At 57.0% G+C, this 26,655-nt stretch carries 25 protein-coding genes; 14 read left to right on the top strand and 11 right to left on the bottom strand.

What is annotated here, in order from left to right:
* Positions 1–219 precede the first annotated feature (219 nt).
* Together WHX55_RS14355 and WHX55_RS14360 are read right to left on the bottom strand one after the other, a co-directional pair.
* Positions 220–1,353 (bottom strand): response regulator, encoded by a 1,134-nt coding sequence (locus WHX55_RS14355; protein ID WP_150723925.1) that lies wholly within the window; start codon positions 1,351–1,353, stop codon positions 220–222.
* Between the two features lie 49 nt (positions 1,354–1,402).
* A complete protein-coding gene (locus WHX55_RS14360) occupies positions 1,403–6,265 on the bottom strand; it encodes a HAMP domain-containing protein (protein ID WP_151214716.1) in 4,863 nt (1,620 codons plus the stop codon).
* Positions 6,266–6,562: 297 nt separating this feature from the next.
* Here WHX55_RS14360 and WHX55_RS14365 point away from each other — a divergent pair, with 297 nt between their 5' ends.
* Together WHX55_RS14365 and WHX55_RS14370 are read left to right on the top strand one after the other, a co-directional pair.
* Positions 6,563–7,204, top strand: a complete 642-nt coding sequence (locus WHX55_RS14365; RefSeq protein WP_150752802.1) for a response regulator transcription factor — start codon at positions 6,563–6,565, stop codon at positions 7,202–7,204.
* Positions 7,205–7,512: 308 nt separating this feature from the next.
* Positions 7,513–7,833, top strand: coding sequence for a hypothetical protein (locus tag WHX55_RS14370; RefSeq protein WP_257605558.1), 321 nt, complete (start codon positions 7,513–7,515; stop codon positions 7,831–7,833).
* A gap of 284 nt (positions 7,834–8,117) precedes the next feature.
* Here WHX55_RS14370 and WHX55_RS14375 read toward each other — a convergent pair whose 3' ends face one another.
* The 4 genes from WHX55_RS14375 to WHX55_RS14390 form a co-directional block, all read right to left on the bottom strand.
* The gene (locus WHX55_RS14375) at positions 8,118–8,324 is read right to left on the bottom strand and encodes a co-regulatory protein PtrA N-terminal domain-containing protein (protein ID WP_150723921.1); all 207 of its coding nucleotides are present in this window, start codon (positions 8,322–8,324) and stop codon (positions 8,118–8,120) included.
* Between the two features lie 84 nt (positions 8,325–8,408).
* Positions 8,409–9,062, bottom strand: a complete 654-nt coding sequence (locus WHX55_RS14380; protein ID WP_150723920.1) for a hypothetical protein — start codon at positions 9,060–9,062, stop codon at positions 8,409–8,411.
* Between the two features lie 624 nt (positions 9,063–9,686).
* Complete coding sequence (locus WHX55_RS14385; protein WP_150723919.1) at positions 9,687–10,025, bottom strand: hypothetical protein; 339 nt, start codon at positions 10,023–10,025, stop codon at positions 9,687–9,689.
* A gap of 58 nt (positions 10,026–10,083) precedes the next feature.
* A complete protein-coding gene (locus WHX55_RS14390; RefSeq protein WP_353742951.1) occupies positions 10,084–10,347 on the bottom strand; it encodes a hypothetical protein in 264 nt (87 codons plus the stop codon).
* On the opposite strand from WHX55_RS14390, the gene WHX55_RS14395 reads away from it, so the two are divergent.
* Genes WHX55_RS14395 through WHX55_RS14415 form a run of 5 tightly spaced genes read left to right on the top strand, consistent with a single transcriptional unit; the run spans position 10,341 to position 15,375 of the window.
* Positions 10,341–11,813: a cytochrome c oxidase subunit II gene (locus tag WHX55_RS14395; protein ID WP_150752804.1), complete on the top strand. Its 1,473-nt coding sequence runs from the start codon at positions 10,341–10,343 to the stop codon at positions 11,811–11,813. The two genes, WHX55_RS14390 and WHX55_RS14395, sit on opposite strands and share 7 nt — an antisense overlap.
* Before the next feature lie 49 nt (positions 11,814–11,862).
* On the top strand, positions 11,863–13,635 hold the full coding sequence (gene ctaD, locus WHX55_RS14400; protein WP_150752994.1) for a cytochrome c oxidase subunit I: 1,773 nt from the start codon (positions 11,863–11,865) through the stop codon (positions 13,633–13,635).
* Positions 13,632–14,324, top strand: coding sequence for a cytochrome c oxidase subunit 3 (locus WHX55_RS14405; protein ID WP_150752805.1), 693 nt, complete (start codon positions 13,632–13,634; stop codon positions 14,322–14,324). The genes ctaD and WHX55_RS14405 overlap by 4 nt, the downstream gene beginning before the upstream one ends.
* 6 nt (positions 14,325–14,330) lie before the next feature.
* On the top strand, positions 14,331–15,044 hold the full coding sequence (locus WHX55_RS14410; RefSeq protein ID WP_150752806.1) for a heme-copper oxidase subunit III family protein: 714 nt from the start codon (positions 14,331–14,333) through the stop codon (positions 15,042–15,044).
* A gap of 13 nt (positions 15,045–15,057) precedes the next feature.
* Positions 15,058–15,375, top strand: coding sequence for a cytochrome C oxidase subunit IV family protein (locus WHX55_RS14415; RefSeq protein ID WP_150723915.1), 318 nt, complete (start codon positions 15,058–15,060; stop codon positions 15,373–15,375).
* Between the two features lie 32 nt (positions 15,376–15,407).
* On the opposite strand, the gene WHX55_RS14420 is transcribed toward WHX55_RS14415, so the two are convergent.
* From WHX55_RS14420 to WHX55_RS14430, 3 genes are all read right to left on the bottom strand, one after another.
* A complete protein-coding gene (locus WHX55_RS14420; protein ID WP_150723914.1) occupies positions 15,408–15,968 on the bottom strand; it encodes a magnesium transporter in 561 nt (186 codons plus the stop codon).
* 134 nt (positions 15,969–16,102) lie between these two features.
* A complete protein-coding gene (locus tag WHX55_RS14425; RefSeq protein ID WP_150723913.1) occupies positions 16,103–16,393 on the bottom strand; it encodes a hypothetical protein in 291 nt (96 codons plus the stop codon).
* Positions 16,394–16,550: 157 nt separating this feature from the next.
* A complete protein-coding gene (locus WHX55_RS14430) occupies positions 16,551–17,372 on the bottom strand; it encodes an AraC family transcriptional regulator (protein ID WP_150752995.1) in 822 nt (273 codons plus the stop codon).
* A 96-nt stretch (positions 17,373–17,468) separates the two neighbouring features.
* Here WHX55_RS14430 and WHX55_RS14435 point away from each other — a divergent pair, with 96 nt between their 5' ends.
* A complete protein-coding gene (locus WHX55_RS14435; protein WP_150752807.1) occupies positions 17,469–18,425 on the top strand; it encodes a threonine dehydratase in 957 nt (318 codons plus the stop codon).
* 108 nt (positions 18,426–18,533) lie between these two features.
* Here WHX55_RS14435 and WHX55_RS14440 read toward each other — a convergent pair whose 3' ends face one another.
* A complete protein-coding gene (locus tag WHX55_RS14440; protein WP_150752808.1) occupies positions 18,534–19,523 on the bottom strand; it encodes a GlxA family transcriptional regulator in 990 nt (329 codons plus the stop codon).
* Between the two features lie 193 nt (positions 19,524–19,716).
* Here WHX55_RS14440 and WHX55_RS14445 point away from each other — a divergent pair, with 193 nt between their 5' ends.
* Both WHX55_RS14445 and WHX55_RS14450 read left to right on the top strand, forming a co-directional pair.
* Positions 19,717–20,508, top strand: coding sequence for a cysteine hydrolase (locus WHX55_RS14445; protein WP_191633608.1), 792 nt, complete (start codon positions 19,717–19,719; stop codon positions 20,506–20,508).
* A 234-nt stretch (positions 20,509–20,742) separates the two neighbouring features.
* Positions 20,743–21,579, top strand: coding sequence for an alpha/beta hydrolase (locus WHX55_RS14450; RefSeq protein WP_150752997.1), 837 nt, complete (start codon positions 20,743–20,745; stop codon positions 21,577–21,579).
* A gap of 54 nt (positions 21,580–21,633) precedes the next feature.
* Here WHX55_RS14450 and WHX55_RS14455 read toward each other — a convergent pair whose 3' ends face one another.
* Complete coding sequence (locus WHX55_RS14455) at positions 21,634–21,966, bottom strand: DUF2252 domain-containing protein (RefSeq protein ID WP_224789646.1); 333 nt, start codon at positions 21,964–21,966, stop codon at positions 21,634–21,636.
* A 337-nt stretch (positions 21,967–22,303) separates the two neighbouring features.
* Between WHX55_RS14455 and WHX55_RS14460 the strand changes: the two genes are divergently transcribed.
* From WHX55_RS14460 to WHX55_RS14475, 4 genes are all read left to right on the top strand, one after another.
* Positions 22,304–22,954: a hypothetical protein gene (locus WHX55_RS14460; protein WP_150724312.1), complete on the top strand. Its 651-nt coding sequence runs from the start codon at positions 22,304–22,306 to the stop codon at positions 22,952–22,954.
* Positions 22,955–23,555: 601 nt separating this feature from the next.
* Complete coding sequence (locus tag WHX55_RS14465; protein ID WP_057714894.1) at positions 23,556–24,008, top strand: Ohr family peroxiredoxin; 453 nt, start codon at positions 23,556–23,558, stop codon at positions 24,006–24,008.
* Positions 24,009–24,135: 127 nt separating this feature from the next.
* The gene (locus WHX55_RS14470; protein ID WP_008051025.1) at positions 24,136–24,594 is read left to right on the top strand and encodes a MarR family transcriptional regulator; all 459 of its coding nucleotides are present in this window, start codon (positions 24,136–24,138) and stop codon (positions 24,592–24,594) included.
* A gap of 545 nt (positions 24,595–25,139) precedes the next feature.
* Complete coding sequence (locus WHX55_RS14475; RefSeq protein WP_150752809.1) at positions 25,140–26,636, top strand: multiheme c-type cytochrome; 1,497 nt, start codon at positions 25,140–25,142, stop codon at positions 26,634–26,636.
* Positions 26,637–26,655: the final 19 nt, after the last annotated feature.

The following is a 26,655-nucleotide window of genomic DNA, read 5'->3' on the forward strand; positions in this document are numbered from 1 at the left end:
TAATGTGACACGTTGAGGAAGTGAAGTTCACTTTACCGCGACGAACGTGCCCGTTTGAAAAGCCTGTAGTGGCTGCAAACTCCCGGCAATTCCCCGCGCTTGACGCCTCTTGACCATTCGTCCTTTAAACCCCGTATTTGTTGGCCAAAGTCCGTTTTTTGAAGGAGGTCATGACATGTCATGACGGATTTTCACGCAGGTGAATCAGTGCCATCCGGGTCAGTCGAGTGGCAGCGATATCGTTAATCTCGTTCCTTTGTCCGGTGCGCTGTCGATCGTGAATTCCCCACCCAGCATGCTGATGCGTTCCTTCATTCCCACCAACCCGAACGAGTTCAATTTTTTGCGATCCGTCATGCCTACGCCATTGTCCTTGATCCGCAGGTAGAGCCGGCGACCCTCCCTGGAGAGTTGGATATGCACCTGTGTCGCTTGCGCGTGCCGGGCAATATTCGACAGCGATTCCTGCACGATGCGGAACAGCGTCGTGGCGGATTTTTCATTCAGATCGCAACGGAAATTTTCGTCTTTCGCCGACATCGTGCAATCGATCGCGCTGCGCTGGCGGAACTCTTCAAGTTGCCACTCGATCGCTGCCTGCAGTCCCAGATCGAGTACGGGTGGCCGAAGATCATTGATGATACTGCGCACACTGCGGATGGCTGTATCGAGTTGATTCAGAGCATCGCTGGCCTTTTCGTTGAGCTTGGGGTGCAGGGTACTGGTGCGCGCCTGCAACATGGAGACATCGATCCGCAACGCCAGCAGACTCTGTCCCAGCTCGTCATGGATGTCGCGTGCGATCCGCTTTCGCTCTTCTTCCTTGATGTGCTCCTGATAGGAGGCCAGTTCACGCAACTGCAGCTTCGATTGCAGCAACTCTTCGGCCTGCATCGTCAGTTTGCGCTGCAGGTAGAACAGGTCGACAAACACCCGGATCTTGGCGCGAAGCACCTCGGCCACAATCGGCGAGAAGATGTAATCCACTGCGCCGGACGTATAACCGCGGAAACGCTCGGAATCCGTTTCGGCCTCAGCTGTGACGAAGATAATGGGCGTGTGGGCCGACTTCGGGCGGCCGTGAATCAGTGCAGCGGTTTCAAAACCGTCCATCACTGGCATTTTCACGTCGAGCAGAATGACGGCGAAGTCGCGCTGCAATAGCAGGCGCAGCGCCTCGCGCCCGGAAGTCGCCGTGGCAATATCGAGGCCCATGTCGGCAATCACCGCGGCGAGCGCCGTAAGCTTGGCGGGATTGTCATCCACCAGCAACACGGATGCTGGCACGCCATCAGGCGGGAGCGGGTGCCGTACCTGGGGTTTCTCATTGAATACCGGAGGTTCCTGTTGCATGTTTATGCCACTTCTGTTTGCGCTAGCGCGCAATGAGCGCGGTACACAGTCATCGATATAGCCATTTGCGCATCAGTGACAGCAGCTGGTCGGTATCCACTGGCTTGCTGACATAGTCCGATGCTCCTGCCTCGAGGCACTTTTCACGGTCACCCATCATCGCTTTGGCCGTCAGCGCAATCATGGGCAGGGTTTCAAATCTCTTGAATGTGCGGATCTGGCGCATGGTTTCAAAGCCATCCATCTCGGGCATCATGATGTCCATCAGCACAATGTCGGTATCGGGCTGCTGCTGCAGCAGTTCTATGGCGGTTCGACCGTTTTCGGCCGTGGCCACCAGCATTTTGTTGCACTCGAGCACGCTGGTCAGGGCAAAAATATTGCGCACGTCATCGTCGACCACCAGGGCCTTTTTACCCTCGAGACTGTCCGAACCCGCATAGAGTTTTTCCAGCATCTTGCGCTGGGTCTGCGGCAGCCTGGCGACGACGCGGTGTAGAAACAGCGCGGTTTCGTCGAGTATGCGCTCGGGGGACTGAACGGCCTTGATGACGCCCTTGCCGAGCAGTGTCCTGAAACGCTCGTGTTCCGGCTTGGTCAGTGTCTCTGCACCATAGACGACGATCGGCAATTCACGCATGGCGTGGTCTTCCTGCAACGCCTCGAGAAACCTGATGCCGGATGCGTCGGGCAGTTTGAGATTGATTGCCATGCAGTCGTAGCGTTTCTTCGCCAGTTTCTTCAAGGCTTCAGCGCCGCTGGCGGTCGTTTCGATCTTCACGTCGGTGTTGCCGAGTAGATCGAGGATGCGGGCGCGGCTCCCTTCGTTGCCGTCGATGAGCAGCAGATTCCTGGTCTCGCGCCGAGCGAATGCGACGATGCCGACCAGCGCATTTTGAATCTCGTCGGCTGTGACCGGCTTGAGCAGATAGTCGAAAGCGCCATAGCGCAGCCCGCGTGTGTGGTCGTCAGCGATCGAGATGATCTGGACCGGGATGTGACGCGTGGCGAAATTGCGCTTCAACTGCTCGAGCAGCGACCAGCCATCGATGTCCGTCAGGCCCGGGTCTAGCGTGATCGCGGCGGGTTTGAAGCGCTCGACAAGCTCCAGTGCATCCGCGCCACGGGTCGTGACGATAGCCCTGAACCCCTTCTGGTGCGCGGCCTCGAGCAGAATGCTGGCGAATCGGGCGTCGCCCTCGAGCATCAGCAGCACTTGGTCCCCGGGTTGGACAGACTCGCGGTCGTCCGGTATCTGTGCAGACGGGCTTGGCATGAGGTCGCGCTTGACCTGGCCAGGTACTGCCTCTGTCGTTGATTCGTCCAGGGTCTGATGCTGGGCATCCGGTGTACGCAAGGGCACGTACAGCGCGAAAGTACTGCCCTTGCCGATCTCACCGGGGATCAGCCGCAGCTCACCGCCCAGCCGGTGTGCGAGCTCACGGCTGATCGACAGGCCGAGGCCGGTGCCGCCGTATTTTCGTGAGGTTCCGGTATCTGCTTGCTGGAACGCTTCGAAGATCAGCTTCTGCTTGCCGGCAGATACGCCAATGCCGGTGTCGGTGACCACGAAGGCGACCACCGCATCGGCACGATTGAGTTCGCTGTTGTCCACGCTCCACCCGGACACAGCAGGCGCGATGCTGATCTTGACGCTGCCTTGCTCAGTGAACTTGAAGGCGTTGGACAGCAGGTTCTTGACCACCTGCAGCAGGCGCTTTTCGTCGGTCCAGATGACGGGGGACAGGGCAGGCGCCAGTTCAATCGTGAAGGTGAGGCCCCGGCTTTCGGCGACCGGCCGGAAGGTGCGTTCGATCTGGTCGTGCAGATCGGCGAACAGCGCTTCATTCAGATCCAGTGTGACCGTACCCGACTCGATCTTGGACAGATAGAGAATCTCGTCGATCAGCTCCAGCAGGTCTTTGCCCGCGCTACGGATGGTCTTGGCATATTCGACCTGTCTGGGCGTGAGATTGTGTTCCGCGTTGTCGCTGAGCTGCCGGGCCAGGATCAGCAAACTGTTCAATGGCGTTCTGAGCTCATGGGACATACTGGAGAGGAATTCGGACTTGTACTTGGAGGTCAGCATCAACTGCTCCGCCTTCTCCTCCAGCGACAGTTTGGTGATTTCGACTTCGCGGTTCTTGCGCTCGACTTCGGCTTTCTGCTCCGCCAGCAGTCCAGCCTTGTCCCCCAGTTCCTCGTTGGTCTGTCTCAATTCTTCTTGTTGCCTTTGCAGCTCCTGCGCCAGCGATTGCGACTGCTTGAGCAGTTCTTCGGTACGCATATTGGCTTCGATCGTGTTGAGCACGATACCAATCGATTCAGCAAGCTGATCAAGGAAGGTTTGATGAATGATGCTGTAGCGCGTGAACGAAGCCATTTCGACGACGGCCTTGACCTTGTTCTCGAACAGGATCGGCAACACGATGATATTCAGCGGGGCGGCCGCACCCAGTCCCGATGAAATCGCGACGTAATTGGCGGGTACATCGGTCAACAGGATGCGCCGCTTCTCGTAAGCGCATTGCCCGACCAGGCCCTCGCCGAGCCGCCACTCATCGTTCACATTGATGTTGCCCTTGTACGCATAAGCGGACAGCAGTTTGAGTTTCGCAGGATCGGGCGGGCTCTCGTTCATCATGTAGAACACACCGTGCTGGGCGTTGATCAGCGGAGCCAGTTCAGACAGCACCATCTTGGAGACTGCCGCCAGATCGCGCTGGCCCTGCAGCAGGCGGTTGAATTTCGCGAGATTGCTCTTGAGCCAGTCCTGCTCCGCGTTTTGCCGCGTGGTTTCGCGCAGGTTGCGGATCATCTCGTTGACGTTGTCCTTCAATTCCGCCACTTCACCCTTTGCTTCCACCTCCACGTAACGAGTCAGATCGCCCTTGGTCACGGCAGTCGCCACGTCGGCAATTGCGCGCACCTGATTGGTCAGGTTGGCCGCCAGACCGTTCACGTTGTCGGTCAGATCCCGCCAGGTGCCGGCAGCACCCGGCACGTTGGCCTGGCCCCCCAGTTTGCCCTCGACCCCCACTTCACGCGCCACCGAGGTGACCTGATCGGAGAACAGCGCCAGCGTATCGGTCATACCGTTGATGGTGTCGGCCAGTTCGGCGATCTCGCCCTTGGCTTCCAGTGTTAGTTTCTTCTTCATGTCGCCGTTGGCGACTGCGGTCACCACTTTGGCGATGCCTCGCACCTGGCTGGTCAGGTTGGCCGCCATGAAGTTCACGTTTTCGGTCAAATCCCTCCAGGTGCCGGACACGCCTTGCACCTGTGCCTGTCCCCCGAGCTTGCCTTCGGTGCCTACTTCGCGCGCCACCCGCGTCACTTCGGCGGCAAAGCTATTGAGCTGGTCCACCATGGTGTTGATGGTGTTCTTCAGCTCCATGATTTCGCCCTTGGCTTCCACGGTAATCTTGCGCCCCAGGTCGCCTTTGGCTACCGCCGTCGTCACGTCGGCGATGTTGCGGACCTGATTGGTCAGGTTGGCCGCCATGCTGTTGACCGAGTCGGTCAAGTCTTTCCAGGTTCCACCGACGCCCGTCACCCTGGCCTGGCCACCGAGCTTGCCGTCAGTCCCCACTTCGCGAGCCATGCGCGTCACTTCGTCGGCAAAGGTCGAGAGCTGGTCCACCATTGTGTTGATGGTTTCCTTGAGTTGGAGAATTTCACCTTTCGCTTCGGCTGTGATCTTGCGTGACAGGTCGCCGTTGGCCACCGCCGTCGTCACGTCGGCAATGTTGCGCACCTGGGTGGTCAAGTTGGCCGCCATGCCGTTGACCGAATTGGTCAAGTCTTTCCAGGTACCGGACACGCCGGTCACTTCGGCCTGTCCGCCCAGTTTGCCTTCGGTACCGACTTCCAGCGCGACGCGGGTCACTTCCGAGGCAAAGCTGGAGAGCTGGTCGACCATCGTGTTGATGGTGTTTTTCAGTTCGAGAATCTCGCCCTTGGCTTCAACGGTAATTTTCTTGCCGAGGTCGCCGCGCGCCACCGCCGTCGTCACCTGTGCGAGGTTGCGCACCTGGGTGGTCAGGTTCGCCGCCATGCCGTTGACCGATTCGGTCAGGTCGCGCCAGGTGCCTGATACACCGCGCACTTCCGCCTGACCGCCCAACTTGCCTTCGGTACCGACTTCCAGCGCCACGCGGGTCACCTCCGCAGCGAAGCTCGAGAGCTGGCCGACCATCGTGTTGATGGTGTTTTTCAGCTCGAGAATCTCCCCCCTGACTTCGACGGTAATCGTCTTGCCCAGATCGCCTTTGGCCACCGCGGTCGTCACGTAAGCGATGTTGCGCATCTGGGTGGTCAGATTGGCGGCCATGTCGTTGACGGAGTCGGTCAGGTCTTTCCAGGTGCCGGACACCCCTTTGACATTGGCCTGCCCTCCAAGAATCCCTTCAGTGCCGACTTCGCGCGCCACACGGGTCACCTCGGAAGCGAAGGAGCCCAGTCGCGTCACCATGGTGTTCACGATCCTGGCGGATTTGAGGAACTGGCCCCGCAGTTTCAGGCCGTCGAGTACCGGTGGTACCTGCTGGCTCAGATTACCCTCGGCAACCGAACCGATAACGCGAATCATCTCGCTCATCGGGCTGATGAGGTCGCTGGTCAGCGCATTGCTCGAGTTGACGATCTTTTGCCATGAGCCTTTCATCATCGGCAATTCGATACGCTCATCGACCTTGCCCTGCTTGCCGATCAGTCGCGCCACGCGTTCGAATTCGGTGGCGGTGTCGGCCGCCATGTCGATGATCTCGTTGAGCGTGTCGGCGATCTTGCCCGGCATGCCGGTCCAGTCTTCCGGCATACGCGTGGTGAAGTCACCATTGCGCAACGCCTTCAGCGCTGTCAGCAACGTCTTCATGTCGAAAACTTCGATCGGTGTCGTCACTGTGGCCATGTCTATGTCCAGTCAAGATGGATGCCACGCGCAAGGCGTCATGCAGGAGCCGGCATTGCAGTATTGACCATGCTGAAAGCTGAGCGTTGGCTTACGGAATATTAGCAAGGTTGGCGCAATGCCCCGGATCCTGGGGAAATTGCCCGGGAACAGGCCGTTCCAACCGACTGCACCCGCAGTCCGGAGAAGTGGGCACTAACGCCTGAGGCAAAAGTGCAAGTGTGCTCTGCGCCTGCTAACGTCAAGCTCTGCAGCAGATTCCATGGCTTGCTGGCTACTGCCGAATGGAAAATACAGATGATTGACCACAAAATCAGAGTCTTGCTGGTGGATGATCACAGCATCGTGCGTAATGGCGTGCGACGCATGTTGGAGACTGCCGGCGAGATCGACGTAACGGGCGAAGCCGCGACGGCACAAGACGCAATGCTCCTGGTCCGGGAGCAGGATTTCGACGTGGCGCTGGTCGATATTCAGCTGCCCGACAAGACCGGCCTGCAACTCCTCAAGCTCATGCGTGCAGAGAAACCCAAGCTCGCCGTTCTGATGCTGAGCATGCATTCGGTCGAGGCCTATGCGTTACGCGCAATCAAGCACGGCGCAGCGGGATACCTCACCAAGGATATTTCCGCAGCCACCTTGGTTACGGCAGTTCGCAAGGTGGCCTCAGGCGGCAAGCACGTCAGTCCTGAGCTGGCAGAAAAACTGGTCAACGCTATCGGCAGAGGCGACGGGGCACCCCACGAAGCGCTATCCGACCGGGAGCTTGAAGTACTAAAGCTCCTCGCTTCAGGCGAGAGAATTGTCCGCATCGCTGAGATATTGCACTTGAGCCCGAGTACCGTCACGACGTACCGGGCACGCATCCTGGAAAAAACAGGGATGGACAGCAACGCGAAACTGGCCCGCTATGCCATCGAAAACGGCCTGTTAACTTAGAATACCCTGCCATCCGACGCAGCCGAGTCACTCAATCGTTCTCGGCATCCTCCACTCTCTGCGATAAACGCCCGGGCATCATTGAATCGTCCTGATTGAACTTCAGGTGCTGTTTAACGAACTGTACAGCAATGATGCGCAGCACATGCCCGGCTTCGCCGGATCCAGCCTGCTTGTAGTGGAATCACTACAAGCGTTTGGCCGATATCGCCACAAACAAGTCCTGCTAACGTCGATAGTGGTGGCCGTTCCAATCAAGCATATTTACCTCTCGACAAATTTTCGTCCGCTGCATTCATGTTGAATCAATGTTCAAACTGGAGGGCATCAAGATGATAGGTTATTGGTTGTGTGCGTTGCTGTGGGGTGTGGTGCTGCTGGAGGAGATCCAACTCATGCCCCTTCAAGAATGGAAAGACGAGGGTCTGAAAAAGGTTCTGTTGCTGCGCCGGACCAGGACCCGGACCGGCTACTTTATTGCGTTGATCGCGGGCGCCATGTGCCTTTATAGCGAAATCCTGGTGGCACCGGTCGATCAGAACATTTTCAATCCGGAGCTGATACTTGCCCTGTGTGGTGTTCTTTGGGGTGCTTATCTTTCCGTAGTCTGCATGAAGGGGAAGCGATAGTTTCCTATCTCCATGACTACTGCGGGTATTTGATATTTCACGATCGTCGGCCGGCAGGGGGAACTCCGCCGGTCAGGCGCTCCTCAAGAGTCTTGATTTAGGTTGACTGACTTCCTCAGGGCGTGAAGCAGCCCTTCGCGAAAGGCTGCTTACGACTGTGGATTCAACACACTGGATTTTGTGTAAACGGGGTTTCGGTTAAAACGGCAAATGCAGCACCTTGAGTGCTGCATTCGAGACTTGAGACCGCACATTTCTGTCGGCCGGGGGACGCGCTACACAGATCAGCTTTTGGCGCGATCGGTCGCCTTGGCTTTGCTTTCAGCGACAGCGGCTTCAGTCTTCTGTTTCTGTGCAACCTGGTAGGTTTCCACCGAGACTTTCCGGGCCGACTCCATGCGTGCGAAGGTCTTGTCACCGCCACCGGTGGCCATGGCCAGAGAAGAGGCGGTCAGGGTGGCGACTACGAAGAGAACTTTCATGGATTTCATTTGGGTATCCTCAAGTGAGATTCTGTTAACAGCTAAAAAGCGGAATTCATTTACTGAAACTGAACTTCCTTGTTCAACCTGGCTTCACCATCCAGCCAGGGCGGCGTTTCCTGGTGACCAGGTGCCTCGCTCCATGCGCGCTTCGGTGTCTTTGTTTTTTGCCCAGGCAGTGAGCAGTACCATCATCGCGAATCCACCGACGATGAGAACCGGATAGGCTGCCAGCAACTCCACCAGCGAGTACTTCCAGGCCAGCGGACGACCAACACCGAGCATGGCGGCATAGAACCACGACACGCCAGAGAGGGCGCCCGAGAACAGCGCCAGCATGCGCAGATTGAAGGAGAGTTTCAGTAACGAACCGGCTTTTTTCAGCGCCGGCAATACAGCGCTATGCAACAGGAAGCCGTTAAAGGTCAACAGCACAACGATGCCGATCTTGGCTTGCAGTTTTGGATTGAGGAAATACTCCATCCCCTTGCCGGCATAATCGATCCCGATAATACCAATGCCTGTAATCCAAAGCGCTACAAGTGCAAGCGATACGGTTTTTTGAAGGCTTTCCAGGTGCGCGTCATCATGGTGACCTGACGCATCCCCCTTCAGGAGTTGCTTGACCATTGCAATGTCACTGGTCAAAACCAGTCCAATTGCCACACAGCAGGCGATAAGATGGAAATACACAACGCCCAAACGCACATATTCCACGGTGGACGAAGAAAACATACTAAGTTCCATGGTGACCTCTTGGTTATAATAGTGAATCAACATGGCTCTCAGTACGGCTTGGTTGGTATTTGCCGTTGCTGATTGCCATGAAGATCCAGGAATTTCTATTAATTAATCTTGCGGCGTTACGCTGCCAAGACAATAGCGGGTTTCGCGAATGAACTTTTTAGTCATTCGATCATGTCCATTTTCAGGTAACAAAAAACCTCAATCGCACTTTGTGCATAGGAGGTTTTACTTCCGCTTCTGGGGTCAGGTGAGGGGCCGAGCCCGTGTCACCTGTGGCGTATTCTGAACGAAAAACCCCGGATCCGTTCGTTTTTTGATCAATTGTTCTGACCAACGGCAGTGAAATGGCTAGTCGCTTATTGCCTGCCTGGATAGCGCAGCCAGCACCATTACTGGCTTTGCGGCGAGTTGGGAGGCAGATGAGGGCCGCGCCGATTTTTTTGTCTTTTTTTCCAGATTCCATGGGGAAATCGGGGGGAAACAAGCTGGTCGGCCATAAAAAAGCACCTGGCCGGGTTTACAAACCAGGTCAAGGCACTGCCATTTCCCCCCGAAAAAAAGTGAGGTTCCCCACATGTGGGGGCACCCCACGGAGAAAGACCGATACCGGCAATCGCGTAGTTGCTACTCAAGCAACTGATCAATCAACACCGCATTGGTGTAGATCAAGCTGCCGTCACTCGCTCGGTGTCCGACCAGATGGAACTGTCCGCGTTCGTGCTGCAGATAGACACGCATCTGGCAGTCGGACAAGGGCGCGTATCCCTCGGGCATGATCAGATCCATCGAGTCCATATCGACATCGACCATGGCTTCAGGCTCGTGAGTCTTCTGCAAGCGCTCTTCGGCCTCCTCCAGACGGACATGGAGAGGTCCGTCGACGTAGAAATGGACTTCCCCCATCGGGGTGGACTTTTGGGCGCCGCTGGTTTTGCACCAGCCTTCGATCGTCAGTGCACTCATGACGAAACCTCCCATGTGGATTGTTGGACTCTGTAGCAATCGTCTCTGCTCAATGCCATTACATATGTTTGATGACTACATCAGGGCAGGGTTCGTCTTTTGGCGCCGTTTCTGGCCGATCTCTGCCGTCCGTCATCAGAAATTCAGTATAGCTGGCCGCCGGGCCTCGCTTGCCGACCTCGCGGTACAAGCCGATGGCTCTATACTTCTTACTGACTTTGCCGCCCGGATGGGTGGTATTTGTCAGCCCTGCTTGGACGTCAGTGGCGATGCTTTTGCATAACCAATGAACAACAGGAATAGGATGAAGAGGAAATGGCAATAGCAATTATCCTGATACTAATCGTTATTGCATCCGTGCTATTCCACATACTAGCGCCTTGGCAGGCGACACCGGCAGCATCCAACTGGGGGTCCATAGACACCACCCTGTTCATCACCCTGATCATTAGCGGAATATTTTTCATTGCCATCACGGTATTCATGGCGGTAGCGGTGATGCGCTATCGTCACAAGGAAGGTTCCAGGGCGGCCTACCAGCCAGAAAATAAAAAGCTGGAATTATGGTTGATTATCATTACTTCGGTAGGTATTGCCGGAATGTTGGCGCCAGGCCTGGTTGTCTACAACGATTTCATCCGGGTGCCTAAAGATGCCTACGAACTTGAAGTGGTCGCCCAGCAGTGGCAGTGGGCCTTTCGTTTTCCCGGCCAGGACGGGAAGTTGGGCAAGTCGGATATCAAGCTTGTTGATTCCGCCAATCCCCTCGGTGTTGATCCCAAGGATCCTGCCGGGCAGGACGATGTGCTTGTAATGAATAATGAAGTTCGCCTTCCGCTCGATCGGCCAGTGAAAGTCTTGTTGCGCGCTAAAGATGTTCTGCACGATTTCTATGTACCGCAAATTCGCAGCAAGATGGATATGGTGCCAGGGATGGTGTCGTACTTTTGGTTTACACCGACTAAAACCGGAAAATACGAAGTCCTTTGCGCTGAATTCTGTGGTGTAGGTCATTACAACATGCGCGGCCATATGATCGTGGAAGAGCAGGGCGTCTTCGATCAATGGCTAAAAGGCCAGCCTACTTTTGCGCAGACACTGACCACAGCTGCCAAACCCGTTCGAGACAGCGTGCTGGAAAAAGGCCGCCAGTTGGTCGAACAGTACGGCTGCAAGGCCTGCCATAGCCAGGATGGCAGTGCCAGTCTCGGCCCGGGATGGAAGGATTTGTACGGCCGCACTGAACAGCTTGCCGATGGCACCAGTGTGCTGGTCGATGAGGCCTACCTGAAAGAGTCGATCCTCGATCCGAAGGCCCGACTGGTACAGGGCTATCCGCCGGTCATGGTGGCCTATACTCTCAAGGACGATGAACTGGGTGCCGTCATCGCCCTGATCAAATCACTGGGTGCTGCGGGGCAAGACGACGAACCTTCGACCGGCGAAGCGTCGAGCCCGGGTGAAGACCTGGTGGCGCAGGGACAGCGACTGGCCGGGTCGCTTGGCTGTCTGGCCTGCCACAGTGTCGATGGCAACAAGGGCGTCGGCCCCAGCTGGCAGGGCCTGTATGGCAAGACGCAAACCCTTGCCGACGATACGAGCGTAAAGGTCGATGAGGGCTATATCAAAGAATCGGTTCTTCATCCTAATGCCAAAATCGTCAAGGGCTATGCAGCCGTCATGCCGGCCTTGGCTCCGAGTGACGAGGAGCTGAATGCACTGATCGCTTTTATCAAATCCAAAGCGAATGCTGACGCTGATGCGAACAAGGCGGAGCCAGGGAAGTAGCCGTAAAACAGCCAGGAATACACTGAAACTTCGGCAGGAGGATGACGTGATGGCCTATGCGGAGCAAGCCGAAACAGAGGCACTGCACGAGCCTAAAAGCTTCCTGACCAAATATATCTGGAGTCAGGACCACAAGGTCATAGCCATTCAATATTCCTTGACGGCTTTATTCGTGGGTCTTATCGCCGTGGTGTTGTCCGGCTTGATGCGCATGCAGATAGGCTTCCCCGGTAGTTTGGCGTTCATGGACGCCAGTGCTTACTATCAGGCGATGACCATGCACGGCATGATCATGGTCATTTACTTGCTGACGGCCTTGTTTCTGGGGGGCTTCGGCAACTATCTGATCCCGTTGATGGTGGGCGCCCGCGACATGGTCTTCCCCTACGTCAACATGCTCAGCTACTGGTTTTACCTGGTGGCGGTACTGGTGTTGCTCAGCAGTTTTTTTGTCCCTGGCGGCCCCACAGGTTCCGGCTGGACGCTCTATCCGCCACAGTCCATTACTCAGGGAACACCGGGGGTCGAGTGGGGCATTGTCCTGATGCTCGTCTCACTGGCGATTTTTATTGTCGCGGCCACCATGGGCGGGTTGAACTACGTCACCACGGTGTTGCAGGCGCGCACGCACGGCATGACCTTGTTTCGCATGCCGCTCTCGGTATGGGGCATCTTCATGGCCTCGATCATGGCCTTGCTGGCCTTCCCGGCGTTGTTTGTCAGTGCGGTCATGATGCTGTTCGACAAGCTGTTGGGGACCAGCTTCTTCATGCCGGCGATGATCTCGCTGGGGCAGCAGCTCGATCACCAGGGTGGCAGCCCGATATTGTTCCAGCACCTGTTCTGGTTCTTCGGCCACCCGGAGGTCTACATCGTTGCTCTCCCTGCGTTTGGTCTGGTCTCTGACTTGATCAGTACGCATGCGCGTAAAAATATCTTCGGCTACCGAATGATGGTGTGGGCCATTATTGCGATTGGCGTACTCAGCTTCGTGGTCTGGGCGCACCATATGTATGTCAGCGGAATGAACCCGTACTTTGGCTTTTTCTTCGCCGTCACCACCTTGGTCATCGCAGTGCCGACCGCGCTGAAAGTCTACAACTGGGTGCTGACCCTGTGGCGCGGCGATATCCATCTGACCGTGCCGATGCTGTTTGCCCTGGCCTTTATCGTCACCTTCCTGGTCGGCGGTCTGACCGGGTTGTTTCTCGGCAATGTGATCGTGGATATACCGCTCTCGGACACCTATTTCGTCGTGGCCCATTTTCATATGGTCATGGGGGTCGCCCCGGTACTGGTGGTGTTCGGCGGCATTTATCACTGGTTCCCGAAAGTCACCGGGCGCATGTTGAACGACACCCTGGGCAAGCTGCATTTCTGGATTACCTTTCTGGGCACCTACGCCATCTTCTTCCCCATGCACTACCTGGGTTTCCAGGGCATGCCACGCCGCTACTACGCCTATGAAAACTACGCGTTCATCCCGCAGTCGGCGCAAGACTTGAATGCCTTCATTACGGTGATCGCATTGACCGTCGGCGTTTCCCAATTGCTGTTCGTGTTCAACCTGGCCTGGAGTACATTCAAGGGCAAACCCGCAGGCAGTAATCCCTGGAGCGCGGCCAGCCTGGAATGGCAAACGCCGAACACCCCACCGAAACACGGTAACTGGGGAGAGAGGTTGCCGGTCGTGCATCGCTGGGCCTATGACTACAGTGTGCCGGGGATAGAGCAGGATTTCGTGCCGCAAACGGTCTCCGCCGAGGAGCTGGAGCACATGCGGCAACTCAGTGCCGGAACCAAGGCGGACATCAAGACATGAACAGGCTGCTATTGAGAAACGCCGACGGCGCTGATCCCGGTGGCAGCTGGAGTCGCGACCCTGAGGGTATTCACGCCGCCGAGGATGCCGATAGAAGGCAAACTGCAAGGGTAGGCCTGCGCTTGTTTCTGGTGGTGGTGAGTTCGTTATTCTTCCTCTTCCTGATCGCCTTTATTGCGCGTTCTCAAATGGTCGACTGGCTACCCCTGACAGAGCCTTTGGCGCCGTTAGGCAATCTCCGGCCGCTATGGCTGAATTCGGCTTTCCTGGTGTTGAGTTGCATCGCACTGCAGTGCTCGCGTATGGCCGCCCGAAAGGCTCGCCCGGGCGCAACTGTCATTGGTTTTGCATTGGGGGGTGTCTTTGCCATTGCCTTTCTGGCGGGGCAACTCTGGGTCTGGCAGCAGTTTGTCGCCTGGGGCTACTTTGTCGCCAGCAATCCGGCCAACAGTTTCTTCTACCTGTTGACCGGCCTGCATGGGTTCCACCTGCTGGGCGGGCTGATCGCCTGGTGCTGGATCGTCGCCAGATTTCTGCGTCATGTGCCACTGGCGCAACTTGGCGCCAGCGTAGAGCTCTGTGCCATCTATTGGCATTACTTGCTGGGCCTTTGGTTCGTGCTATTCGCGCTGCTGGCCAGCACGCCGCAAACCTATGAAGCCATCGCCAGATTCTGCGGCCTGAGGTGAACAGCCATGGCATTGCACTCACAAGCCCAAGTCGAATCCAGTACATCCAATCCACCAGGTTCGCCGCCTGCACCGGGATGGCAGGGCATCGCCAGCGACTGGTCCTCGGATAAAGAGGCCTTCAAGCAGGTGCCTTGGGGCAAGGCGATGATGTGGATATTCCTGCTCAGCGATACGTTTATATTCACCTGTTTCCTGACCGGCTACATGTCGGTACGCATGACCATCACCAGCGCCTGGCCGAACCCCAGTGAAGTGTTCGCATTGACGATCGGCGGCAGGGAAATCCCGCTTATTCTGATCGCCATCATGACCTTTGTGCTGATCAGTAGCAGCGGCACCATGGCCATGGCCGTCAATTTCGCCTATCGCCGTAATCGCGCGAAAACCACGGCCCTGATGCTGGCCACCGCTGCCTTGGGTGTGACATTCGTCGGCATGCAGGCATTTGAATGGACCAAGCTCATCGCAGAAGGGGTGCGTCCCTGGGGGAACCCCATGGGGGCGGCGCAATTTGGTGCCAGCTTTTTCATGATTACCGGTTTTCACGGACTGCATGTGTCAATCGGCGCCCTCTACCTCAGCATTGTGGCGCTGAAAGTATGGCGCGGAGATTATGAGCGCTCCGGAAACTATCAGAACGTCGAGATAGCCGGGCTTTACTGGCACTTCGTGGATTTGGTGTGGGTATTTATTTTTGCATTCTTCTATTTATGGTAGAGGAGCACGGGTGATGGCACATGCTCAGGGTCAGCAACATCCAATCAGTTTGTATCTTAAAATCTGGGGGCTGTTATTCGTCCTCAGCACGCTGTCGTACCTTGTCGACTATTTCCACTTCCATGGCTACCTTCGGTGGTCCCTGATTATCACTTTCATGTTGTTGAAGGCAGGTTTGATTGTCTCCATCTTCATGCATATGGCCTGGGAGCGCCTGGCGTTGGTCTACGCCATACTGGTCCCGCCTTTGTGTTTACTGGTGCTCATCGGGCTGATGGCCACCGAGGCAGACTATATTTTCCTCAGCAGGGGCATTTTCTTTGGCCAGTAAGCAGCTTTCGGATGGCCTTGAGTCTCCAGGCACTAACCCGATATCACTCGCTTGAACTGATGCCATTTGTGCTGCCAAGCCACTGTCCAGTGGGGGGCTGCTGCTCCCGTGCCAGCGATCTTCAGTTTTGGATGCTGTTTGATTACCTGGTCCAGTACCGATTCTTGATCCGGTTCAACATCCACGAAGAAGATATGTTTGCCTTCTTTTACCACCTGCTTGAAATTGCGGAAGTGTGTGTTCGGCACCTGGAACCCAAAAAAGCCGCCTTCCCAGATGCAGAAGCCCAATACAACAATGGCAAGGAAGATGAAAGGCATCCAGCCTGCGGCGGACTCGGTCCAACCCATCCAATAGGCGCCACCCAGCACCAGCGCCGCGAGTGGCACACCGACCACCGCACCAATCTCACCAGAGTGAACAGCATCCTGTTCCATTAACGAGTTGACCTCGTGGAGGTGATGTTCTTCTACATCAGCAACTTTTTCACTGAGTACATGAATCTGTTCGGAATTGATGCCGCTGGCTTCCAATTCATTTTCAACGTTTTCAAGATCGTTGAGATTGTCACTGATGTAATAGTGTCGGTTCATGCCACACCTCCCATCTCGTGTTTGCTGTAGACCTCCTCTGTCCGGCAGCACTCGGTATTTGTACCCTTGGGAACGTTGCACACTTCATGCAATCTGAAAAAAAGTATAGCACTCACCACCCTGCGGATCGGTCGTTAGTTGATCTGCACAATGACCGGACCTTCCGTTACGATCGGCGGGTTCGCGTGGATATTCGAGGTGTTTTTCTGAATCCAGTCACGCGCGACTTTCATGCTCGCATCACTGCCGGCCTTGTCCGTGCAAACAGTGATTGACGTACCACCATCACCGGTATTCAGCAGTGTGTAGCTTACCAGGCCAGGCACTGTCCGCAGGGTCGCTTCGACGTCGACTTTGCGCTCTTCCAGAAGCTCGAAAAGCTGCTTTGCTCCAGTACCCAGGTAGGTTCTTATAACCGCATACATAGTCGTCTCCTTTGGGAGTACCGTCGCCCTGATTTATTAAGCTTAGCCAAACGCCGGCGACAATCGAAATGCAACGACCACCGGCCACTCTCGGCCGATTTCTGCCTGTCAGCAAAGGCAGAAATCAGCCCATTGCAAACATCAAAATAACCTGGCGCTAACTGAACCTCGCACGCTGGCGCAACTGCGCCGGACTCACCCCAAGGCGTTGCTTGAAGGTGGTCGCCATGTGCGCCTGTGAATTGAAACCGCAGGCGTAGGCGATCTCCGTCAGCGTGGCAGTCGAATCGCGCATCAAGGCACGGGCCTTGGCGAGGCGTCGGTCGATCAGGTAACTGTGCGGACTTTTGCCGGTAGCGTTTTTGAATGCCCGCATGAAATATCCTTCGGACAATCCAAGCAACCCCGCCATCGCCGGTACGCTCAAGGGGCCATCGAGGCCTGCATCAATGAACTCATCGAGCAAGCGCATCCGGTTGCCGGTTATCGAGCCATGGGGTGCTGTCGACACGGCTTCGCTACCCGTCGCCCGCTCGGACAATGCGAGTGCCCAGGCTTCCCAATCGTCCTCCACAGAGGCCAGCAACAGCGCGGCACGCATTCGCTGTGCGAGGGCAGTGGCCTGCCGATCGATACGATTGTTGAAGGCACGATCCCCCACCAACGCCATACCGTCGGTGCGCATCACCCGCAGGTATTCACCGCCCTGGGGTGATTCGGACAGCACGTCACACCCGGCGGGGACAAACGCCAGGCCGTTGGGCACGGCATCGAAGGGGCGTATTCGGTCACTGCCGATGGCGTGCAGGCCTCGCTGGCTGTCGAAGGCGAAGCCGATTCCTGCCTGGGTCGCGACATATCGGGTCGCGTAGGCGCAGCCGGGGAGTAATTCGATTGCCCAAGGCCCGGCCTCGATACGGCGGACCGGTTCGGACAGAAGTGGTGGCGGCAGGCGATTTCGATGACTCATGGACACCATAGTAGTGAAGAGTGGGGGCAAAAGTCAGGTCAGTTTTCTGAAAGCCGGAACACTGCGCCCGTGTTCAGACTGGGCAAAATCTCAGGGGGACCACTCATGCACAGACTGACTCGCGACGATATCGAACAGGCCGCTCGCAGCGTTTACCAGGTCATGCCTGCCACCGCCCAGTACCCTTGGCCCTTGTTGGCTCAGCGGTTGGGTTGCACGGTGTGGGTCAAGCACGAAAATCACACGCCTACCGGTGCCTTCAAGGTACGTGGTGGTATCACCTTCATGCACTGGCTCAAACGCGAGCACCCGGGCGCGAAGGGCATCGTCAGCGCTACCCGCGGCAACCATGGCCAGAGCCTGGCGCTGGCGGCTGGCGCATTGGGTTTGCGGGCGTTGATCGTCGTGCCGCAAGGTAACTCGGTAGAAAAGAACAACGCCATGCGCGGCTTTGGCGCTGAAGTGGTCGAGTATGGCCGCGATTTCGATGATGCCCGTGAAGAGGCTGCCCGTCTTGCGCGCGTGCATGACCTGTTCCTGGTTCCGCCGTTTCACACCGAGCTGGTCAAAGGCGTCGCCACTTATGCGCTGGAGCTGTTCAACGCAGCGCCAGACCTGGATACCGTTTATGTGCCGATTGGCTGTGGATCGGGGATTTGCGGGGTGATCGCCGCTCGCGATGCGCTGGGTCTGGAAACACAGGTGGTTGGCGTGGTTTCCAGTGAGGCCCTGGCCGCTAAGTTATCGTTTGATGCTGGAGCAATACGCGAAACCGCCTCGGCCAACACCTTTGCCGACGGCCTTGCCGTGCGTAAGCCAATTCCTGAAGCCTTTGCTGTCTACGCGGCAGGTGCCGCGCGGATCGTATCGGTCAGCGATGACCAGATCGCCGAGGCCATGCGTGTGTATTACACCGATACCCACAACCTCGTCGAAGGGGCCGGTGCGGCGGCGCTGGCCGCGCTCATCGAGGAGCGTGAAGCCATGTCGGGAAGAAGGGTAGGGGTGATTCTATCCGGTGGGAACGTCGACAGATCGGTGTATGCGCGTGTAATAGCGTGAAGGGGTGCCGTGAGAGCGACTGCTGATCGGGCGAAACAGCAGCTCCTGGCCCGCTGGATCACCGAGCTGCCGGCTTGAGCCCGGTCCGGGGTTTGTACGAGTCTTCGCTTACGCGGGCGATGGATCGACCTTTTTCCCGGAACCATTACCTTTGGCCTGACGGGCGCTGCGACGCAGTTCCTGTGGCGTGCGCCCCACGACTCGCACGAAGCTGCGAAGCATGTGATCGGCATCGCCGAATCCGAAGCACCTGGCGATCTCTTCGAAAGTCTGGTGTCCGTCCTCGACCATTGGCCGCGCCGACTCGATACGCAGGCGCTCGATAGCTTTCGCCGGTGTCACCCCGACCGACGCCGCGAACACGCGACCAAACTGGCGTACGCTCATATGTGCAACATCTGCCAGACGCTCAACTGACAGATCATCCCGCAGGTGATCGCGCACATGGCTCAGCACCGTGCGGATCCGATCCGAGCCAGGGTCGAAATCCAGCAGCGAAGAGAACTGATACTGGCCACCGGGTCGCCGATAGTAGACAACCAGCATGCGCGCGACGGAGCGTGACACCTCCTTGCCCAGGTCCTGCTCGATCATCGCCAGGGCCATGTCGATGCCAGCCGACATACCGGCGGACGTCCAGACATTCCCGTCTTCGGTCCAGATTCGATCTCCGTCCACGCGCAGTGCCGGATAGCGTGCCTGCAATTGCGGCGCGTAGTTCCAGTGCGTGGTCGCGACACGACCGTCAAGCAGGCCGCTCTCGGCCAGCAGGAAGGCGCCGGTGCAGACGCTGGCAGTGCGGCGAGAGCGCGGGGACATCTGTCGTATCGCCGCTGCCATCGGCAGCATCCTGTCATCGATTGGAGCGGTGGGTGCACCGACGATGATCAGCGTGTCGAGTTGGTCGACAACCTGCAAGGCTTCGGTCGCGACTTGCAGTCCGCTCGAAGCGCCGATCAATCCGCCTTCAAGCGAAGCGACTGTGAATCGATAGCCAGAAGGGCGCGCACGATTGGCGTTGGAGAAGGCTTCGAGCGGGCCACTCAGATCGAGCAATACGAAGCCCGGATAGACCAGGAAACATATGTGACGCTGCATGCACGGAACATCCACAGTCTGAATGGGGCCATGGTACGCGCTTGCTGTCTGGAAGGTCACGGGTGGCATTGAGCCCACCCGTCTCATGCAAGGTGAGTGAGCTTGTCGGCCGAAATCCAGGGATATATGTCCATTTCGTGCCGCCTTCTCGCCGTACCGTGAATGCACCACCCCCACACTGCGGACGTGCAACATGACCTTCAACCGAATTCATCCCGCCAGACTCATCTCCTGCGCCACCTTGCTGGGGGCCATCCTGATGGCGCCCGGCATCGGCTACGCCGCCGAGAACCCCTACGTCGATCCAGCCAAACCGGCACTCCCGGCCTCCACCTTTCAATGGGATTCCAGTCGAACCGCACTGGTCGTGATCGACCCGCAGATAGACTTCATGAGCCCGGAGGGGGCGGGCTGGTCAATCTTCGGCCAGAGCGTTACCGAGCAAAATCTGGTGCCGAATCTGACCCGGCTTTTCACGGCGTTCAAGCAGACCGGAGCGACCGTAGCGATCTCGCCGCACTACTACTACCCCCACGATCATCAGTGGGAGTTTGAAGCGCCAGCGGAGACCGTCCAACACAAGCTGGGTATGTTCGACCGCAAGGGCGCCCTGACGCTGGATGGATTCCGCAATTCGGGTGCCGATTTCATGAAGGAGTTCAAACCCTTCATCGAAGACGGCAAGACCCTCGTCGCCTCACCGCACAAGTTGTATGGCCCGCAAAGCAACGACCTGATGCTGCAGCTGCGCAAGCAGCGGGTCGACAAAATCATCCTGGCCGGCATGGCGTCCAACCTGTGCGTCGAATCGCACCTTCGCGAGTTTCTGGAGCGCGGTTTCGAGGTGGTTGTCGTACGTGACGCCGTCGCCGGCCCGAAGCTGCCTGATGGCGACGGGTACGGTAGCGCGCTGGTCAACTTCCGCTACATCGCCAACGGTGTGATGACGACCGATGAGGTCGTGAAAAAGCTGGAAGGGCGCTGACCTTGGGCATGGCCCATTTCCTGACCAGACAGGGGAGTCCTTGCGGCTCCCGTGTCACTGACTGACGCGGAGTCACCCATGAGCGATAGCGAAAATTCAGGGCTTGTCAGCCCGGACCGACGGGATTTTCTGGTGCTCGGCCTGAGTGCCACGGCCCTCGTTGCCTTGTCCACGGCACCCGGCCTTGCACTCGCGTCCTTCAACTCTCCTGACACCCATAGCGGAAACATGACCATGAGCAAAGTGACAACCCAAGATGGTGTTGAAATCTTCTACAAGGACTGGGGCCCGAAGAACGCCCAGCCCATCGTGTTCCACCATGGGTGGCCGCTCAGCGGTGACGATTGGGACAGCCAGGCGCTGTTCTTCGTTGGCCAGGGCTATCGCGTCATTGCACACGATCGGCGCGGCCACGGCCGCTCGTCTCAGGTAAGCGATGGCCACGACATGGACCACTACGCGGCGGACGTCGCCGCGTTGGTACAGCAACTGAACCTGCGCAACGCCGTGCATATCGGCCACTCGACCGGCGGCGGGGAGGCGACGCGCTATGTCGCCCGGCATGGTCAATTGCACAAGCGCGTGGCCAAGCTGATTTTGATTGGTGCGGTACCGCCGGTCATGGTCAAGAGCCCGGCAAACCCGGGCGGTCTTCCAATCGAGGTGTTCGATGACATGCGCAAGCAACTGGCGGCCAACCGGTCTCAGTTTTATCTGGATGTTGCCAGTGGCCCGTTCTACGGCTTCAACCGCCCGGGTGCCGCTGTTTCGCCGGGCATGATCCAGAACTGGTGGCGGCAAGGCATGGCCGGCGCGGCAAATGCCCACTATGAGTGCATCAAGGCCTTCTCTGAAACCGACTTCACGGATGACCTGCGGGCGATCACCGTACCTGCTTTGGTCATGCACGGTGATGACGACCAGATCGTTCCCATTGCCGACTCTGCGCTGCTGTCGAGCAAGTTGCTGAAAAATGGATCCCTGAAGGTGTACGAGAAGTACCCGCACGGGATGTGCACGACGCACGCCGATGTGGTCAATCAGGATCTGCTGAAGTTCATTCGCGGCTGATCCGTTCGAGCCATGGCTCTGCTGCTCGCAGGGCCATGGAGGGGTTCATTACTCTTATTCCCTGAGTGCATTGATCCGTCCTGATTTTTCCGCAGCTATCAGCGCGGCATGATCTTTCGCATTTTGATTGGCATAGGCGATGGAGAACTTGCCGACAGCCTGGTCGAAAGAGTCCAGCGGGCCCATTTTCGAAATTTTTCGCAGGCCTTCGTGGTAAGCAATTTTCGCCGTTGGTCGGGTCTGGCGACGAAAGTTCAGCACAAAAGCGGTTTTTTTTTCGGCAGGGAACAAGAAACGATTCAGCGGCGTAGCGACGCGGGTTTCAGCCAATGGGGCAGGGATCCCCAGGTGCTGGAAACAGTACCGTTTGTCGATGTTTTTGCTCAAAAAATGAACGATCGGGATATGCTGGGCTCTGATTTTCCAGCAGGCGGATCCTTAGAGACCCGCTGCACTCACTAGAAAAATGGACGTATACCTCATCTGCATTGAATGGAATGCGCATGGGGATTTTTTTACCTGAGACCTGGAGTGATAGTATGCCGTCATCACTGACTCGCTGGGCGAGTCGCTCTCTCTTGTAATACCCAATTATTTAGTTGCTTCAATCAATGCTAACTTGATCGTGCAGGCGCAATTAATTAATCAATTAATTCGCATGCCTGGGGCATGGTCAATTTGCACTGCCGCAATAAGTGGAGATGTAGTCTTGGATATTAATACAATGATCGGCCTGATCGGCCAGAAAGAATCCATGGAGTTTTTGCGTTTAGGCGTTGTGTACGTTCACCTGTTGGCTTGCTGCGTAGCTATCGGCCTGGTGTTTGCCAGCGATGCCGCCATGGTCAAGGACTTGTTGAAAGGTCGCGTGTCGTCGGGGCACGACAATGAGCATATGGCCAGTCTTCAGAAGTCTGTTGCCAATGCGTTGATATTCTTGTGGGTCACCGGAGCTGCGATTATAGGTATTGATTACCTTGAAAAAGGCATGACCTATTTTGCCAATCCGAAACTTCAAGCCAAAGTTATTATTGTATTGCTGCTGACGTTCAACGGCATGTTGTTGCACCGCTATGTATTGCCGGCAATGCTGAAGGCCGGTTCACTGCTTGATCTCCAGATCAATGTGCGAATGTTTGCCCTGTTCTCTGGCGCACTGTCGGGCGTGTCCTGGCTGTATGCCGCCATGCTCGGTGTCGGTCGACCGCTGGCCTGGAAGTATTCGCTCACCGAGTTGCTGATGGCCTATCCGGTGTTGATCGTGCTCGGCTTTGCGATGATGGTGGCGCTGACCCAGTGGGCGCGTAAACGCAACGAAGCAACTCCGGTTCAAGAGACTTCGTGGCTGTTTGCGGGTATTCCTGCGCTGCGCTGAGCTGACGAAAGTCCAGGGAAAGACGGGTGAAACCGTCTGAACCGTTCAAACAGCAGACCCCCTCCTTGTGAGGGGGTTTTTTGTGGGTGCGGGTATCAGCAAGTCAAAGAAAACCGGCTCGATTGGCCGGTTTTTTTTCGAGTGAAATACGTCCATTTCATTTCAGCGCCAACGAGTTGATCGTCATGCGTGAGAGCGATCCGAAGCGCGTAACCAGAGGTCCCCGCAGGGCCGGACGGTGAGAAGCCCATCATCCTTTCGACAAGGGGGAGGGTAGCGAGGTTGACCTCGCGTCTACCGCTCATCGCCAAGGCATAAAATAGGCTTTGACATCATTGGGGCTTTGGTTGAGTATTCACATATCGCATGCGATCTAATCGAAAGCGATAAGAAGCAACAATAACCCTTGCCGTTTGGAGACTCAGCCATGAACACAGGAAGCCGCCGCACAATGTTTAACTCGACCGCTCACGCTTCCCATGGCCAAAACGGCAACAACTGGATCATTGCACACGCCAATTGATGAACGTTGTCTTTTTAAATGTTACAAATATCGTATGCGATATAATCGCACGAAACATTAAATCCTGCGGAAGTCCCCATGAGCAAGATCGAAAAAGTACTGGCCAGCGGCAAAACCCACACCACTCATAACAGCGCAGGCAATACATCGCGCGGCCATAACGGCAACCTCGACATCGTGCTGTCGTCCCCCGGCAGCGACACACCGGCACACGTGCTCACCGCCGTCCAGCCACACCCGAAAGCCGAGCAACTGTTCGCCGGAGCGTGGTCGGCCTGCTACATCGCAGCGGTGGGGCTGGCCGCCCAACAGATGAAGGTGACACTGCCGACAGATACGGCCGTCGACATCGAAGTGGACCTGGGCCAGACCGGCGCGGCCTACTTCCTCCAGGCCCGACTGACCTTGCGGGTGCCGGGGCTGGACCAAGGGGTGGCGACCGAGTTGGCGCACAACGCCGATGCAATCTGCCCGTACTCCAAGGCCACACGCGGCAACATTGATGTCGACATCAACGTCCTGACCGCATAACCCACTGCACGGCCGACTCACCAGGGATCTTCCCGGTGAGCCGGCCGTCGGTGTTTATACGCACTTCCGATACCATCGCGTACGACGTATAGTTTCAGCCTCGCCAGATTGGGCCAAGAGAACGTCCATGAAAAACACCGACAAGACATCCGCCCTGGATCTCAAACTCTCCGAGTTCCTGTGTTTTGCGGTCTATTCCACCAACCTGGCCTTCGGCAAGGCCTACAAGCCGATGCTTGAACGGCTCGGCCTGACCTATACGCAATACATCACCCTCGTTGCGTTGTGGGAGGAAGACAACCAGACCGTTGGCAGCCTCGGCGAAAAGCTGTTTCTCGAATCCAATACCCTCACGCCGATCCTGAAGAAGCTGGAAGCGATGGGTTATTTGCTGCGCCAGCGCGACCCGGAAGACGAACGCCAGGTGCGGATCAGTCTCACCAAAGAGGGACGAAAACTGCGCGAAGGCCTCACCGAAGACGGCTTTCCGCAAACCGGTCTTGACCCTGACGACTTCGTGCAAATGCAGAAGGCCATTGTGAAGTTACGGGGCAGTCTCATCCGGTCGACGAAAGACCGGGAGTAAGTTCTATCGAGTAAAGTGAGTGGCCCCGGATTGGCGAGGTGCACTGCGCGGAGAAACGCTTTCCTATTCCGCAATCAAGTGCATAAGTGCAGCAGGTTGCAGCGCTAGAGCGTCGGCGGGCCAAGTAACGGATCAGAGCGGCTCATTAACCCCGGAGGGTAATGCAGCTATCGGATGTTGTGCGGCGGTTGTATCGCAGGACTGGCCCTTGATCTGAATCCCCCCCCCCCCCCCGATTTCGGCGTGAATTCACCCCGCCAATGGGCGCGAATCCCCAGCAGGGTTCGCATCTCCATCAACTCAGACATTTCAAATTCCGAGCAATGTTTGCGGGGCGTTCAGGTATGCCGACAAGTATTGTTACATCGATGGCAGGGTAATTGCTGAGCGAGGGTATCCCGTTCATGAAAGGTGTCGGGACGCCGTGGAGCTGTAAGTACCCCATTGAGTGATTGATGTAACCATCGGGTTGCATCACGAAATACCCTTGGTTACTCAATGGAAGTGCTGCAGTCATCCTCTGCAACTGTCCAGGGGAAGTCGTTATGAACCACTCCAAGGTAGCGCCGCTGCGTCGTCTGTTGTGCTTGCTGGTTTGCCTGCTCACGGTAACGCTGGTGGCGGCCGACGAACCTCAGGGCAATGACAGTCAAGGCAATGAGAAGTGGCTGGAGCCGGCACGCTCCAGGCTCATGCATGTGATTGGCGGGATGCCGTTCTTTCCCCATCGGGCCAATACCACCGGCAACCTGGTCTTGAATGTGAAGGACTTCGACAATGCCCAGGTCTGTGGCGCTTGTCATACGGAGATCTACAGGCAGTGGCGTTCATCGATGATGTCCCAGGCCTGGGATGAACCCATCTATCGGGCCTTGCTCAAGCGCGCGAGTGCGGCCACCGAGGGCAAGGTCGATAACTTCTGCACCGGCTGCCATACCCCGATCGGTCTCACGACCGGGCAGATCACTTCGCAAGTCAACCGCTCCTCGATTGAAGACAGCGAGAAGAATCATCCGATGCCCGGGGTCGATTGCGAGACCTGCCACAACATCAGTGCCCGCACAGGCCTCGATAACGGTGCCTATGTCCTGAGCCCTCGGGCAAACGGCAAACCGACCAAGTTCGGCCCGCGCAAGGATGCCGTTTCGCCTTATCACGACACCGTGTATTCCGCTCTGCACACGCGCTCGGACTTTTGCGGCACCTGCCACAACGTCACGCATCCCTTCAGCAGTGTGGCGGTCGAGCGTACTTATGACGAGTGGCAGGAGAGCACCTACAGCCTTAACAATGTGACCTGCCAGAACTGTCACATGCCGGGCTTTGCGGGTAAGGCCGCGATCATGGGGCCAGACCGCGAGGAGGTCGCCTCGCATTGGTTCAGCGGAGCCAACGCGACGATGCTCAAGCATCTCGGTCAGGAGGAGGGCGCGCAACGCGCACGCGACATGCTCGCGCGTGCCGGGGACATAAAGTTCCAGCAAGTGCCGGCAGCCATGACGCCCGGGCAATACACCTCGGTAGCCGTCAAAGTGACCAACGTCGGCGCCGGGCACAAGCTGCCGACCGGCTTTCCCGAGGGTCGGGAGATGTGGATCGATTTCCGGGTGCAGGATGCCAATGGTCGCGAGATCTATCGCCTGGGCTCGATCAAGGACGGCAAGACCGAGGTCAACACGCGAAATTTCAAGGTGCATATAGGCGACAAGGACGGCAATCCGTTGGACGTCGAGGTCTGGAATGCCACGCAGATTCTCTCGGACAACCGCATTCTGCCCAAGGGCTACGATATCGGGGAGTTCTCCTTCCTGGTGCCGGCCGACGCCGTCGGGCCGCTGACCCTGACTGCCGATCTGAACTACTGGCCGTTTTCCCAGAAACTGGCCGACTACCTGCTCGGCAAGGATAAAGTGCAGGTGGAAATCACCCGGATGGCCAACGTCACGCAGAGCGTACCCCTGTCGACCGGATCCGAGACGGCGAAGCGGGCGGTACCCGCGAAGTTGAAACTCGACGACGTCAGCGCCTACTACAAAGAATGAACATGTCATTGCCATCGTC

It is taken from the genome of Pseudomonas fluorescens, assembly GCF_040448305.1.
GTDB lineage: Bacteria > Pseudomonadota > Gammaproteobacteria > Pseudomonadales > Pseudomonadaceae > Aquipseudomonas > Aquipseudomonas fluorescens_BH.